Origin of the sequence: Cryobacterium sp. TMT1-2-2, from assembly GCF_004403505.1 — a bacterium.
GTDB classification, from domain to species: domain Bacteria; phylum Actinomycetota; class Actinomycetes; order Actinomycetales; family Microbacteriaceae; genus Cryobacterium; species Cryobacterium flavum.
On sequence record NZ_SOGS01000024.1, the window covers coordinates 84,935 to 97,528 of the forward strand.

The following is a 12,594-nucleotide window of genomic DNA, read 5'->3' on the forward strand; positions in this document are numbered from 1 at the left end:
CATGTGGTCGCCGGGCCCACCTTATAGCCCAGGGCCCAGCTTATAAACTGGGCCCGTGGACGGGGCCCGGGCCCCGTCCGAAAACGCGGGCACCGGACGCTACCCGGACCCCGACCACACCGCGGACACCATCTGCAAGGCGGGCACCGAACGCTACCCGCGTAGGCACAAAGCGGGGGCTAGGAGCCCAGGGCGACCTCTAGCTTGGCGACGAGTTCGTCGACGTCGAAGTAGTTGTTGATGACGATGACGTCGGCGTTGGTCTTGCCGATCGCGTCGACGAGTTCCGACGAGGTCAGGATGACCTGGGCGTCGGCGGCGGCGGCGCGCACACCGGCGACATCCGTGGCCTGCACATGCGCGTCGATGTCGAGGCGTTCGAGGGCGCGCTCGGCGTTGACCTTGAGGATGGCCGAAGTGCCCAGGCCGATTCCGCACATCACGACGATCTTCATGATCGACCGAACACGCTCTGCACGAACTCGGCGGTGGTCGCGCCGGCCAGCGCCGAAATCACCTTCGGGTCGTTGAACACGTTGGCGAGTTCGGCGACGAACTGTAGGTGGTCGTCGGCGCCGGTCACGGCCAGGCCGACGATCACGCTGACCGGGTCGTTGTGCGGGTGCCCGAAGGCGACCGGCTCGGCCAGGGTGACGACGCACAGTCCGTCGGTGAGAACATCCGCTCCGGGACGGGCATGCGCGAGCGCCAGGCCCGGCGCGATCACGATATACGCGCCGAATTCGCGAATCACCGCGATCATGCGCTCGGTATAAGCGGATGTCGCGGCGCCGGAACGCACGAGGGCGTCACCGGCCGCCGTGATGGCGGCCGGCCAGTCGTCAGCGTGCGCGCCGATGGTGATGGCGTTTAGCGGGAGGTGCGGGAGAGGCATGATTTCTTTCGGGTAAACGGGTGGTGCGGGTGAGCCGGGTCGTGGAGGTGCCGGCTCGGGCGGCCGGTCTCAGGCGTCGCCGAAGCCGGCTTCGATGGCTTCGACGAGCTCTTCGCGGTCTTCCAGCGGCAGGAAGGCGGCGTGGGCCGCGTTGAGCTGGAAGGTCTCGAGGTCGCCGAGGTCGTAACCGAAGGCATCCGAGAGCAGGGCGAGCTCCTGGGTGAGGGTCGTGTCGCTCATCAGACGGTTGTCGGTGTTGACGGTGACCTTGAAGCCGAGCTGGTAGAGCAGGTCGAACGGGTGGTCGAACAGTTCCTCGCCCCAGGCGGCGACCGCTCCGGTCTGCAGGTTCGAGGAGGGGCTCAGTTCGAGCGTGATCTCGCGGTCGCGCACCCACTGGGCCACCGGGCCGAGGGTGACGAAGGTGTTGTCGTCGTCCTGACGTTCAATCGTGACGTCTTCGGCCAGGCGCACGCCGTGGCCGAGGCGGAGGGCGCGGCCGTCGAACAGTGCGCCGCGGATGCTGTCGAGTCCGTCGGCCTCGCCGGCGTGCACGGTGACCGGCATGAATTCGCGGGCCAGCAGGTCGAAGGCTGCCCGGTGGTTTCCGGCCGGGAAGCCGGCTTCGGCACCGGCAATGTCGAACCCGACTACGCCGTCGAACCGGTAGCGCACGGCGAGTTCGGCGATCTCGAGGCCGCGGTTCGCGTGGCGCATGGCGGTGATGAGCTGGCCGATGCGGATGCTGCGGCCGGACTGCTCGACGTTCTCGATGCCTGCTTCGATACCGTCCTGCACGGCTTCGACGACCTCGTTGAGGGTGAGTCCGCGGGCCAGGTGCTGCTCGGGAGCCCAGCGGATCTCGCCGTAGATGACTCCGTCGTCGGCGAGGTCCTCAACGAATTCGCGGGCGACGCGGCTGAGGCCCTCGCGGGTCTGCATTACGGCCGTCGTGACGTCGAAGGTCTTCAGGTATTCCACGAGCGAGCCGGCGTTGGACTGGTCGGAGAACCATTCGCCCAGGGCGTCAGCATCCGTTGTGGGAAGCACGAATCCGATGGAGTCGGCCAGCTCGATGATGGACTGCGGGCGCAGGCCGCCGTCGAGGTGGTCGTGCAGGGAGACCTTGGGCAGGGTGTTGATGCTCGTGCCGCCGCCGGGCATGAGGAATTCCTCGATCAAAGTCATACGAACAAGCTCCTCGGTACGGGGGCGGATGTGAACTACAACCGCGCGCCCAGCTTATCGGAGGCGCTCTGGACGGACCATGAGAAATACGGTGAGCGGATGCCGCGCCTCCCGTCGCTTTGGTCGCCCGTCCTCGCTGCGTCTTGCACACTGCACCGGGCCCGGAAAGCGCACGACCACGTACCCTGAGCTGTGCCCACCAAAATCATTCTCGACTGCGACCCCGGCCACGACGACGCCATCGCGTTGCTGCTCGCGCACGGCAATCCGAACATCGACCTCGTCGCCGTGACCACCGTGATGGGCAACCAGACCCTCGCCAAGGTCACCCGAAACGCTCTCTCGGTGGCCCGCGTGGCCGGCATCACCGGGGTTCCGTTCGCCGCCGGATGCCCGCGCCCGCTGGTTCGGCAGATTGAGACGGCGCCGTCGATTCACGGCGAGTCCGGCCTCGACGGCCCGGTGCTGCCCGAACCCACGCTCGAGCTCGACGGCCGGCACGCCGTCGACCTCATCATCGACACGATCATGGCGCACGAGCCGGGTGAGATCACCCTCGTGCCGACCGGCGCGCTGACCAACATCGCCCTCGCCGCCCGCAAGGAGCCGCGCATCGTCGAGCGGGTCAAACAGGTCGTGCTGATGGGCGGCGGTTACCACGTGGGCAACTGGTCGGCCACGGCCGAGTTCAACATCGTCATCGATCCCGAAGCCGCCCACATCGTCTTCAACGAGAAGTGGCCGTTGACCATGATCGGGCTCGATCTGACCCACCAGGCTCTCGCCACCCCCGATATCGTTGCCCGCATCGCGGCCGTCGGCACGGCGCCGGCCCGGTTCGTCGGCGATCTGCTGGCCTTCTTCGCCGAGACCTACAAGGATGCCCAGGGTTTCGACTATCCGCCGGTGCACGACCCGTGCGCGGTCGCCTACGTGATCGATCCGAGTGTGATCACCGTGCGGAAGGCTCCGCTCGACGTGGAACTGGCCGGCACCCTCACCCTCGGCATGACCGTAGCGGACTTTCGCGCGCCGGCCCCATCGGATTGCACCACGCAGGTGGCCGTCGACCTGGACCACGAGAAGTTTTGGGCGCTCATCGTCGACGCCCTCGAACGCATCGGCGACCCGCCGCAGGGCTGAGCGCTCCGGCCTGCAGGGCGCCGGCAAGACGGACGGGGCCCGGGCCTTGGGGCATTGTCTCGGAGCGAAATCGCAGCCGCGGAGCAGCCGCGGAGCAGTCGCAGACCGGCCATTGCGCACCCGTGAATGTGCCCGGCACACCGGCAGCCGCGTGACTTCCCCCGCCCGAACGGGTTCAATAGAGCACCACGACAACGGGAGCCTCATGACGAAGACCAGCACCAAGACCCTCCCCGACATTCAGGTTCCCGACCTGCGCGGCAAGCTCGCCGTCGTCACCGGCGCCAACAGCGGACTCGGCTTCGGACTCACCGGCCGCCTCGCCCGGGCCGGCGCCGATGTCATCCTGGCCGTGCGCAACGAGGAGAAGGGCGCCGCGGCGGTCAAGCTCCTGAATGAGCAGAACCCCGGCGCGACCCTCAGCATCCGTCATCTGGATCTCGCGTCGCTGTCGAGCGTCGCCGGATTCGGCGAGGAACTCACTAAGGAGGGCCGCCCGATCGACATCCTGCTCAACAACGCCGGCCTCATGATGCCGCCCGTGCGCGACGAGACCGAAGACGGGTTCGAGCTGCAGTTCGGCACCAACCACCTTGGCCACTTCGCGCTCACCGCCCACCTGCTTCCGCTGTTGCGCGCCGCCGGAACGAGCCGGGTCGTGAGCCTCTCAAGCCTGATCGCCCGCACCGGCCGCCTCGATTTCACCGACCTGCAGAGCCTGCGCTACCGCCCGCACCGCGCCTACGCTCTCTCCAAACTGGCCACGCTCATGTTCGCCCGGGAACTCAACCGGCGCAGCATTATCGGCGGCTGGGGCGTGCGCAGCGTCGCCGCGCACCCCGGCGCGACCGTCACGAACCTGCAGATCACCGGCCCCACGCACAACGGCGCGTCGGCGAAGGTCTTCCTCGCCGTGAACGAAGCCAGCCACCGCATCGGCTGGATGTGGCAGCAGATCGACCAGGGCATCCTGCCGGCGCTGTACGCGGCGACGAGCCCGGCCGCGGCCGGCGGCGGCTACTACGGCCCCGGCGGATTCGGCGAACTCACCGGCGCTCCGGCCCCCGCCAAGCTGCCTCCGCGTTCCCTCGACGAAGCCGATGCCCGCCGCCTCTGGTCGCTCTCCGAGGAGCTCACCGGAGTTACTTTCCCGGCCGTCTAGCCGTCGATCACCTTCACCAGCACCCGGGCAAGGCGCTTCCGAATGATGTGGTCGTTGGCCTCCACGCGGTGCATGGTGACGTGGCGCATCCGCTCGATCACGGTCATGCTGCCCTGCGCGATGAACGCGTCGAACGCCCCGTAGATCACATCGACCGGCACAGTGAGGCTCGCGATGTCGCTCACCACGGTCTGCGATTCGATGCAGTGCTCCATCGATTTGATGAACGGCGTCCAGGTTTTCTCGGTCAGCTCGAAGATGCCCTTGGGCAGCAGGCGCGACATGATCGCGGCGTTGGCGAGTGTGAACTCCTTGTTGGCGCGCAGAAAATCGTAGGCACGCAGGTAGGCGCTCACCCGGGCCCGCACCCGCGGATCGCCGATATCACTCGGCGACAGATACACCGGCGGTCCCACCAGCAGCAGGCGGGAGACCGGTCCGCGGGCGGCCAGCCGGCGCCACGCTGCCCGGAATCGACCGTGCCGTTCCATGGCCGCATACCGGGTACTGATCAGGCTGCCAAGCGAATGCCCGACCAGAACGAATGGTTCCTTCAGCTTCAGCGAGCGGATGGTCGCGGCCAAGGCCCCGACATGATCCTCCAGCCGGTACTCACACCCGTCCGGCGCGGGCGACTGGCCGAAGCCCAGAATGTCGACGGCGATCACCCGGTGATTCGGCGTCAGCATCGGGATCACCTCGTAGAAGGTGACCGACGACGACGCGATGCCGTGCACGAGAATGACGACCGGGCCGCTGCCGGCATCCGTTGCGACGTGCAAGAGCGGCGGGCGGGGCCGACGCGCTCTGCGCATCCGCTCCGCCCACCAGGTCATACCTAATTATCGTCGCGCAGCGTGGCTTTGAAGTCATTCTTGGCCTCGGTGACGCCCCGCTCGGCCTCGGCGTGCTTCACGTCGCCCTCAGCCTTTTTCACCTTGGCGTCGGCTTTGACCTCATCGGCCTTGTCTTCGATGCGGTCCTTGGCATCATCCACAGCCCGGCCGATCTTCTTGCCGGTGGCGTCGAGTGCATCCTTGGCATCGTCAATGAATCCCATGTTGTCCTCCTGGTCGTTGCGAGTCGGGCTGAACCGCCGACCCCACGACCTTACTTCGGGGGACAGACATCGAGTCCCAATTGTGATCCGACTCCCAGACTGCCTCCAGTCCCGGGCGTCGGCGCGCCAATACAGTGAGACATGAGACTAACTTGGGGTGTGATCGCGGTTCTTCTGACCGCCGTCTTGCTGGCGGGATGCACGACGAACAGCGGCAGCTCGGTGAACCGCGATTCGGGAAATTCGTCGGAAAGTGTCTCCGGCGGCGTAGCTCCTGCCGCGGGCGATAAGGCCTCCGTCACCGGCACCACCGGCGACGTGAACACCTCCAGCCGCGATGTCATCACCACCGGATCCCTCTCGATCACCGCCACCGACCCGGTGAAAGCGAGCGAATCGGCCGTCGCGATCACGGAACAGGCCGGCGGCCGGGTCGACAGCCGCAGCGAAAACCCGGCCACCGACGTGCAGCCGGCCAGCGCCAACCTGACCCTGCGCATTCCGTCCGACGAACTCGACCGCACCCTGGCCGAGCTGAAAAAGCTCGGCACCCTCAACTTCGTCACGCTCACCACGCAGGACGTGACCCAGCAGAGCCAGGACCTCGACGCCCGCATCACCGCGCTGACCACCTCGGTCGACCGGCTGCTGGCGCTGATGGCGTCGGCCACCACCACGGCCGACCTGATCAGCATCGAAAGTGCCCTGTCGAGCCGGCAGGGCGAGCTGGAAAGCCTGCAGTCCCAGCGCGACTACCTCGCCGACCAGATCGACTACTCCACCGTGCAGCTCGAACTGGTCGCGGAGGGCACCGTCGCCGCGAGCGGTCCCGACACCTTCTGGAGCGGAATCATCGTCGGCTGGACCGCCCTCGTGACCGCCCTCGGCGGCCTGTTGGTCGGCCTCGGAGTTGCCTTGCCCTGGCTGGTTCTGCTGGCGATTGTGGGGACAATTGTGCTTCTGATCGTGCGCATGTTCGCGCGGCGCCGCAAGGCTGCATAGGCTTGTCTGTGTGACCGAGTTTCTCCCTGCTATAGCCCTGCCCGCGGCGCCCGTTTTTGTACCCTCGAGCGACGAACCGCTGCTGTCCGCCGAGCTGCTGGCGGGCGTCCGCGCGCGGGCTGCCGGGTATGACCAGGCCAACGCGTTCTTCACCGAAGACCTCGAAGCGCTCGTCGCCGCCGGCTACCTGCGCGCCCTGGTGCCGACAGAGTTCGGCGGACTCGGACTCACCCTGCAGCAGACCATGCGCGAGCAGACCCGATTGGCCGCGCACGCCCCGGCCACCGCCCTCGCCGTGAACATGCACCTGGTCTGGACCGGCGTCGCCCGCAGCCTGCACGCCCAGGGCGACCGCTCGCTCGACTTTCTGCTCGACGAGGCCGGCCGAGGCGAAATCTTCGGCTTCGGCGTGAGCGAACCCGGCAACGACCTGGTTCTGTTCGGCTCCCAAACGGACGCCCGCCCTACGCCAGAAGGCGGCTACCGGTTCACCGGCACCAAGGTTTTCACGTCGCTGTCCCCCGCCTGGACCCGGCTCGGCACCCTCGGACTCGACTCGACCGACCCGTCAGACCCCGCGATCGTCTGGGCGTTTCTCGAGAAAGCGGATGCCGGCATCCGCTCCAAAGATGACTGGAACACCCTCGGCATGCGCGCCAGCCAGAGCCAGAGCACCGTGCTCGACGGCGCTCTGGCCCGCCCGGACCGGGTCGTGCGGCGGCTGCCGGTCGGCCCGAACGGCGACCCGCTCGTGACCGGAATCTTCGCCAACTTCGAGATCCTGCTCTCCGCGGTCTACACCGGAATCGGCCGGCGCGCGCTGGAGCTCGCCGTCGCGGGAGCGCACCGGCGCACCTCGCTGAAGAACGACGGGCGCACGCATGCGCAGGATCCGGTGGCCCGATGGCGGGTCGGCGACCTCGTCATCGCGATGGACGGCATCTACCCGCAAATCGACGCCCTCGCCCGCGCGGTCGACGAGCTTTCGTTCACGGTCGGACCGGCCTGGTTCGCGCAGCTGTCCGGGCTCAAATACCGGGCCACAGAGAACGCCAAGTTCGTCGTGGACACCGCCGTGCAAGTCGCCGGCGGCCAGGCCTACAACACGACCTCCGAACTCTCCCGGCTCTACCGCGACGTGCTCGCCGGTTTCTTCCACCCCTCCGACGCGGATTCCGCGCACGCCACCGCCGCAGCATCCGTTCTCGGCCCGATTGATCTGCGCACCTCATGACCTTCAGCAAGACCACCGCCATCACCCTCGACCACTCCGGCTATACCCGGGCCGTTCTCGACCTCACCATGCGACTCGCGGAAGTTATCTTCACCGCCGGAGCCGGTGCCGAAGACGCGACCGCCGCGATGATCGCGCTCACCCGTGCCTACGGGCTCAAGGGCACCGACGCGAACATCACGCACACCATCATCACGCTCACGCAGGAAGACCCGGCAACGCACGAGTCGATCACCCGCAGCCGCAACGTGAAATACCGCACCCTCGACTACTCCAAGCTCACCGCCACCTCGGAGCTGATCGCGGACATCATCGAGAAGCCGATCGAGGTGGCCGAGGCGCGCAAGATTCTGGCGACCATCGTCAGCTCGAAGCCGCAGGTGCCCAAACAGTGGCGCCGCATCGGCTGGAGCCTGGTCGGTGCGGGCGCTGCCGTGCTGATCGGCGGTGGGCCGACGGTGATCATCGCCGCGTTCATCGCCACCTGGATCATCGATTGGATCACTTCGGTGCTCGACCACCGGCAGGTTCCGCTGTTCTACCAGACCGTGGTCGGCGGTGCGGTCGGCCCGATCGTCGCCGCGATCGTGGGGGTGATCGACCCCACCGCGAGCCCCTCGCTCGTGGTCGTCGCCACCATCATCATGCTCCTGGCCGGCGTCACCACCTTCGGCGCCGTGCACGACACACTGTCGGGGTTCTACCTCACCGGCACCGCCCGGTTGGTCGAGGCGCTGCTGATCACGGCCGGCCTGGTCACCGGGGTGTCCGGTTCGGCGCTTTTTTTGGCGCGGTTCGGCCTGGTTCTCGAGATCGATTCAAACCCGATCGTGACCCTGGCCGTTCTGCCGGTGCTGCTGGTGGCTGCCGTGGTGATCGTTATCGGGTTTGCGCTCGCCGTTCAGGTGCCGTGGCGGGCGATCTGGGTGGTTTGTGTGCTCGGCGCCCTCGCTGAGTTTTTGTTCGTGGCCGCGATGGCCGGCGGATTTGGCCTGGTCTGGGGGTCAGCGGCGAGCGCCCTCGGCGTCGGCCTGCTCGCCGCGGTCGCCGCGCGCATGGTGCGCACTCCCCCGCTCGTGATCATGGTGACGGCCCTGGTACCACTCGTTCCCGGGCTCACCCTGTTTCGCGGACTGCTGAAGCTCTCGGAGGGCGATATCAATGGGCTGCTCTCGCTGCTCACCGCGGCGGGCATTGCCATGGCACTTGCGGCGGGCGCTCTTCTGTCGCAGTACGTTGTGCAGATCGTCTGGGGTCCGGCTCGTCGCCTGCAGCGCCGCTTCGTCGGACCGCTCATGGCCCTGCCGGTTCGGCTCGGCAGGGACGCCACCAAGCGCATCTAACTTTCGGACGAGTGGCGGCATCCGCTGTGAAAGCGGATGCCGCCACTCACGTCAGTTAGGAACGTCGGCCTCTCCGTCGTCTTCGGCGACGTCTTCTTCGACGAACCGGTACGGGATGGGTTCCTCGGTCTCCCGACCGCGCTTGTAGGTGCGGGTGATCGTTTCCGTATCTTCGACCGACTCGAGCACCACGACGTCTTGGTAGGCACCGTCGATATATTCCAGCTCCACTTCGGTTCCGGCGGCGATCGGGTTCGGTCCAAAGAGAACTGCACGGTAGGTGGCGCTATGGCTCATGAGGGTGACCTTTCGACGAGAAACGGTTCGGTAGAGCGACAGCATACGACACACCGGCAGTCGTGCACAGGGCTGCCGGCGGGTTGGCCGGCTGAGCCGTGCCGCAAGATGCCGTTTGCGCTAAACCCGCGTATTCTCAAGGTGACGGGGCCCCACGGCTCGGCGCGAAGGAGTACACAATGGCTGACAAATCACCGAAAAAGGATGCAACCAAGAAGGTTGCCGACAAGTCCCTCAAGGAAAAGAGGGCCGACAAGAAGGCGAAGTCTGAAGAAACCGCTTCTCGGGCCCGCAAGAGCTAGGTTCCAACCAGCGCACGAGGTGCCGCCACGATCGTGGCGGCACCTCTTTTTTTCTCGCACCACTTCAATCCGCTGGGTTGATGTACCCGCTTGCGCCGCAGCATCCGCTCGGATGACGCGCCGTCTGCCACAGTGAAAGGACCAGCCATGACCCTGCCCACCGAAGACACCCGTGTGCTCTACCCGGGTGGCGCGGTCGACGCCCAGGCGACCGTTCTGCACTCCGAGCTGCTGCCGGGCGGCGGGTTTGCGGTTCTGCTCGACGTGACACCCGTGCATCCGGTCGATGCGGGCTGGCCCGACCAGGGCCCCGACCTCGCCCTGCTGCACCACGGCGCCGCCTTCTGGCCGGTCGAAGACTGCATCGTGGGCGCCACCGACGGGTCAGCGCTGTATATCGGCGAGGACATTCCGGTGGGCAAGGGAACGCCCGGCTGGGCCTTCGTCGTCGTGCACGTGGTCGAGACGGACGGGCTGTCGGCCGGCGACACCGTCACCGTCGAGGTCGACGAGGGCCTGCGCGACAGTACGAGCGCCGGGCACACGAGCTGCCACCTCGCCTCGCTCGCCCTCAACGACGCCCTCGCCGACCGTTGGAAAAAGGAGGTGCGCCCCGACGCCCTGGGCCATCCCGACTTCGACGGCCTCGCCATCGACGAGTCGCTGATCGGGCCGAACGCCTCGGTCGACACCTACCGGCTCGGCAAGTCGCTGCGCAAGAAGGGTTTCTCCGTGGACGGGTTCGCCGAGGCGCTGCCCCAGCTCGAAGCAGCCATCAACGCGACCCTCCTGGACTGGACATCAACGGAAGCCGCGGTGCGCATCGACCGCGACGGCGACCTTTTGACCGATCGCCGCTACTGGGTCTGCGAGCTGCCGGGCACGAGCGTGCGAATCCCCTGTGGCGGCACCCACGTTTCGTCGCTCGGCACCCTCGGTGTCGTGAACGTGACGCTGGGCCTGCACGACCTGGACGGCACCGACGTTCTGACTATGAACACCTCCGCGACGCGCTAGCGGGTCGCGCGCGGTAGCCATCCGCTCGCTGAGGTGTGAGTCTGAGGCGATTTTGAGCAAAATTCGCACTCAAACTCACACCTCGGCGCACGAAACTCACGGGTCGATGACGCACCTCGGCGATCACCTCCTGGCGCCCGCCTCGGAGGCTTACAATTGGGCGCTCGCGCAGAGAGGGCAATCTGGCGGGCCTCCTCCCCCAAGTCTTTTGCATTATGCACGGTCTTCAGGCGAGAGATTGCGCAATTGGGCTCATTGGCGCACAATTCAGGTGTACCAGGTCAGAGAGGACCAGCCATGAGCATTGTCATTGCCAGCACCGACATCGACGCCACCAGCGGCATAGACGACGCAACGGCCTACCCCGAAACGGATGCTGCCAGCCCCGCTTTCTTCACCGGCCCCACCGCCGACTTCTTCTCCTACCAGGACCTGCTTTCCCCCGAGGAACAGCAGCTCGTAGCCCAGGCCCGTGCTGTGTTCGAACGCGAGATCCGCCCGGTCGTGGCCGAGCACTGGAACAACGCGACTTTCCCGTTCGAGATCATTCCCGTGCTCACCTCCCTCAACCTGGTTGAGCTGTGCGCCCGCGGCAACAATTTCTTGCTGCACGGGTTCATGACCCTCGAGCTCTCCCGGGTAGATGCCTCCATCTCCACCTTCGTCGGCGTGCACAGCGGACTGTTCGCGGCGGCCATTGCCCAGCTCGGCACCGACGACCAGCGCGAACGCTACCTGGACGACGCCGTCTCCCTGCGCAAGATCGGAGCCTTCGCCCTCACCGAGCCCGAGCACGGCTCTGACGTTTCGCGCAATATGGAGACGACCGCCACGCGCAGCGGCTCCAACTGGACCCTGAACGGCGTCAAGCGCTGGATCGGCAGCGGAACCTTCGCCGCCAACGTGCTGGTCTGGGCGCGCGACACCGCCGACGACCAGATCAAGGGCTTCATCGTCGACGCCACCCTGCCCGGCTACAAGGCCGAGGCCATCGAAAACAAGATCGCCCTGCGCATCGTGCAGAACGCCACGATCACCCTCGACAATGTCGTGGTCGCCGAACGCGACCGCCTTCCGGGAGCCTCGAGCTTTCGCGACACCAACCGGCTGCTCACCAACTCCCGCGTGTGGGTCGGCTGGCAGACCGTCGGGCTGCAATTCGCCGCCTACGACCATGCTCTGCGCTACGCCCTCGAGCGCCAGCAGTTCGGCAAGCCGATCGCCTCGTTCCAGCTCGTGCAGGAGAAGCTCGTACGCATCCTCGAGAACGCGACGACGTCGCTCGGCACGATGGTACGCATCGCCCAGCTGCAGCAGGCCGGCACGCTGCGGCCCGAGCACGCCGCGCTGGCCAAGGCTTCCTCCAGCGCCCGCATGCGGGAGTCCGTGGCGCTCGGCCGTTCTGTGTTCGGCGGCAATGGAATCTCCACCGATTTCGGCATGGCCCGCGTCTTCGCCGACGCCGAAGCGCTGTACACCTACGAGGGTAGCTACGAAATCAACACCCTCGTGGTCGGCCGCGCCATCACCGGCATCTCCGCGTTCCAGTAGCGTTTTGCGGGCCCGGAGATCCCCAAGACGGATGCCGCACGGCAACACTGATCCCGTCGACGAGCGCGGCCGGCGATATCGTGGCCAAGCTCGACGCGGTCGGGTCATCCTGCGGCACCGAGACCGAGTCGCGCACGGCCGGGCCGTATTACTTCGACGTGGATTCCATTCGCAGCGACCTGGCTCTGGTTCTGGCGGGTCTGGTGCCACGACCGACGGCAGCTACACCGAGGGCGATTCCGAGGCCACGCCCGGCGACGACGGCACCTATCTGCGCGGGGCCCAGGTCGGCTTCGATGATGACCGCAACGGGGTATCTGGGCTACATCAACCTCGATGTCGGCGCAGTCTGAAGCATCCGTTCGCCGAGGTGTGAGTCTTACCCCGAATTTGGCCGAGC

15 protein-coding genes are annotated in these 12,594 nt (G+C 66.7%); 9 read left to right on the plus strand and 6 right to left on the minus strand.

Features of this window, described 5'->3' with window-relative positions; all coding sequences use genetic code 11:
* Positions 1-179: 179 nt before the first annotated feature.
* From E3T35_RS14300 to E3T35_RS14310, 3 genes are all read right to left on the minus strand, one after another.
* Positions 180-455, minus strand: a complete 276-nt coding sequence (locus tag E3T35_RS14300; RefSeq protein ID WP_134379727.1) for a PTS sugar transporter subunit IIB — start codon at positions 453-455, stop codon at positions 180-182.
* Positions 452-895, minus strand: coding sequence for a PTS sugar transporter subunit IIA (locus E3T35_RS14305; RefSeq protein WP_092341601.1), 444 nt, complete (start codon positions 893-895; stop codon positions 452-454). Before E3T35_RS14305 ends, E3T35_RS14300 begins: the two co-directional genes overlap by 4 nt.
* A 69-nt stretch (positions 896-964) precedes the next feature.
* A complete protein-coding gene (locus tag E3T35_RS14310) occupies positions 965-2,083 on the minus strand; it encodes an adenosine deaminase (protein ID WP_092341600.1) in 1,119 nt (372 codons plus the stop codon).
* Between the two features lie 192 nt (positions 2,084-2,275).
* Here E3T35_RS14310 and E3T35_RS14315 point away from each other — a divergent pair, with 192 nt between their 5' ends.
* Positions 2,276-3,226: a nucleoside hydrolase gene (locus E3T35_RS14315; RefSeq protein ID WP_134379729.1), complete on the plus strand. Its 951-nt coding sequence runs from the start codon at positions 2,276-2,278 to the stop codon at positions 3,224-3,226.
* A gap of 205 nt (positions 3,227-3,431) precedes the next feature.
* Complete coding sequence (locus tag E3T35_RS14320; protein ID WP_134379731.1) at positions 3,432-4,388, plus strand: SDR family oxidoreductase; 957 nt, start codon at positions 3,432-3,434, stop codon at positions 4,386-4,388.
* Here E3T35_RS14320 and E3T35_RS14325 read toward each other — a convergent pair.
* Together E3T35_RS14325 and E3T35_RS14330 are read right to left on the minus strand one after the other, a co-directional pair.
* Positions 4,385-5,224, minus strand: coding sequence for an alpha/beta fold hydrolase (locus tag E3T35_RS14325; RefSeq protein WP_134343753.1), 840 nt, complete (start codon positions 5,222-5,224; stop codon positions 4,385-4,387). The genes E3T35_RS14320 and E3T35_RS14325 overlap by 4 nt on opposite strands.
* 2 nt (positions 5,225-5,226) lie before the next feature.
* A complete protein-coding gene (locus E3T35_RS14330) occupies positions 5,227-5,448 on the minus strand; it encodes a hypothetical protein (protein WP_134343754.1) in 222 nt (73 codons plus the stop codon).
* A gap of 141 nt (positions 5,449-5,589) precedes the next feature.
* Between E3T35_RS14330 and E3T35_RS14335 the strand changes: the two genes are divergently transcribed.
* The 3 genes from E3T35_RS14335 to E3T35_RS14345 are packed head-to-tail and all read left to right on the plus strand — an operon-like array spanning position 5,590 to position 9,027.
* Positions 5,590-6,450 carry a DUF4349 domain-containing protein gene (locus E3T35_RS14335; RefSeq protein WP_134379733.1) on the plus strand — a complete coding sequence of 287 codons (861 nt, stop codon included), beginning with the start codon at positions 5,590-5,592 and terminating at the stop codon, positions 6,448-6,450.
* Between the two features lie 37 nt (positions 6,451-6,487).
* Positions 6,488-7,684: an acyl-CoA dehydrogenase family protein gene (locus E3T35_RS14340; protein WP_174777106.1), complete on the plus strand. Its 1,197-nt coding sequence runs from the start codon at positions 6,488-6,490 to the stop codon at positions 7,682-7,684.
* A complete protein-coding gene (locus tag E3T35_RS14345; RefSeq protein WP_134343756.1) occupies positions 7,681-9,027 on the plus strand; it encodes a threonine/serine exporter ThrE family protein in 1,347 nt (448 codons plus the stop codon). Before E3T35_RS14340 ends, E3T35_RS14345 begins: the two co-directional genes overlap by 4 nt.
* Positions 9,028-9,078: 51 nt before the next feature.
* On the opposite strand, the gene E3T35_RS14350 is transcribed toward E3T35_RS14345, so the two are convergent.
* Positions 9,079-9,324 (minus strand): hypothetical protein, encoded by a 246-nt coding sequence (locus E3T35_RS14350; protein WP_134379735.1) that lies wholly within the window; start codon positions 9,322-9,324, stop codon positions 9,079-9,081.
* Positions 9,325-9,503: 179 nt separating this feature from the next.
* Between E3T35_RS14350 and E3T35_RS20060 the strand changes: the two genes are divergently transcribed.
* The 4 genes from E3T35_RS20060 to E3T35_RS19490 all read left to right on the plus strand — a co-directional run bounded on the left by E3T35_RS20060 (position 9,504) and on the right by E3T35_RS19490 (position 12,547).
* Entirely contained in the window at positions 9,504-9,626 is a 123-nt protein-coding gene (locus E3T35_RS20060) for a hypothetical protein (RefSeq protein ID WP_255408738.1), read from the plus strand.
* A gap of 147 nt (positions 9,627-9,773) precedes the next feature.
* Positions 9,774-10,643, plus strand: coding sequence for a metal-dependent hydrolase (locus E3T35_RS14355; protein WP_134379737.1), 870 nt, complete (start codon positions 9,774-9,776; stop codon positions 10,641-10,643).
* 297 nt (positions 10,644-10,940) lie between these two features.
* On the plus strand, positions 10,941-12,194 hold the full coding sequence (locus tag E3T35_RS14360) for an acyl-CoA dehydrogenase family protein (protein WP_134379739.1): 1,254 nt from the start codon (positions 10,941-10,943) through the stop codon (positions 12,192-12,194).
* A gap of 80 nt (positions 12,195-12,274) precedes the next feature.
* Complete coding sequence (locus E3T35_RS19490) at positions 12,275-12,547, plus strand: hypothetical protein (RefSeq protein WP_174777102.1); 273 nt, start codon at positions 12,275-12,277, stop codon at positions 12,545-12,547.
* The last annotated feature ends 47 nt before the right edge of the window (positions 12,548-12,594 follow it).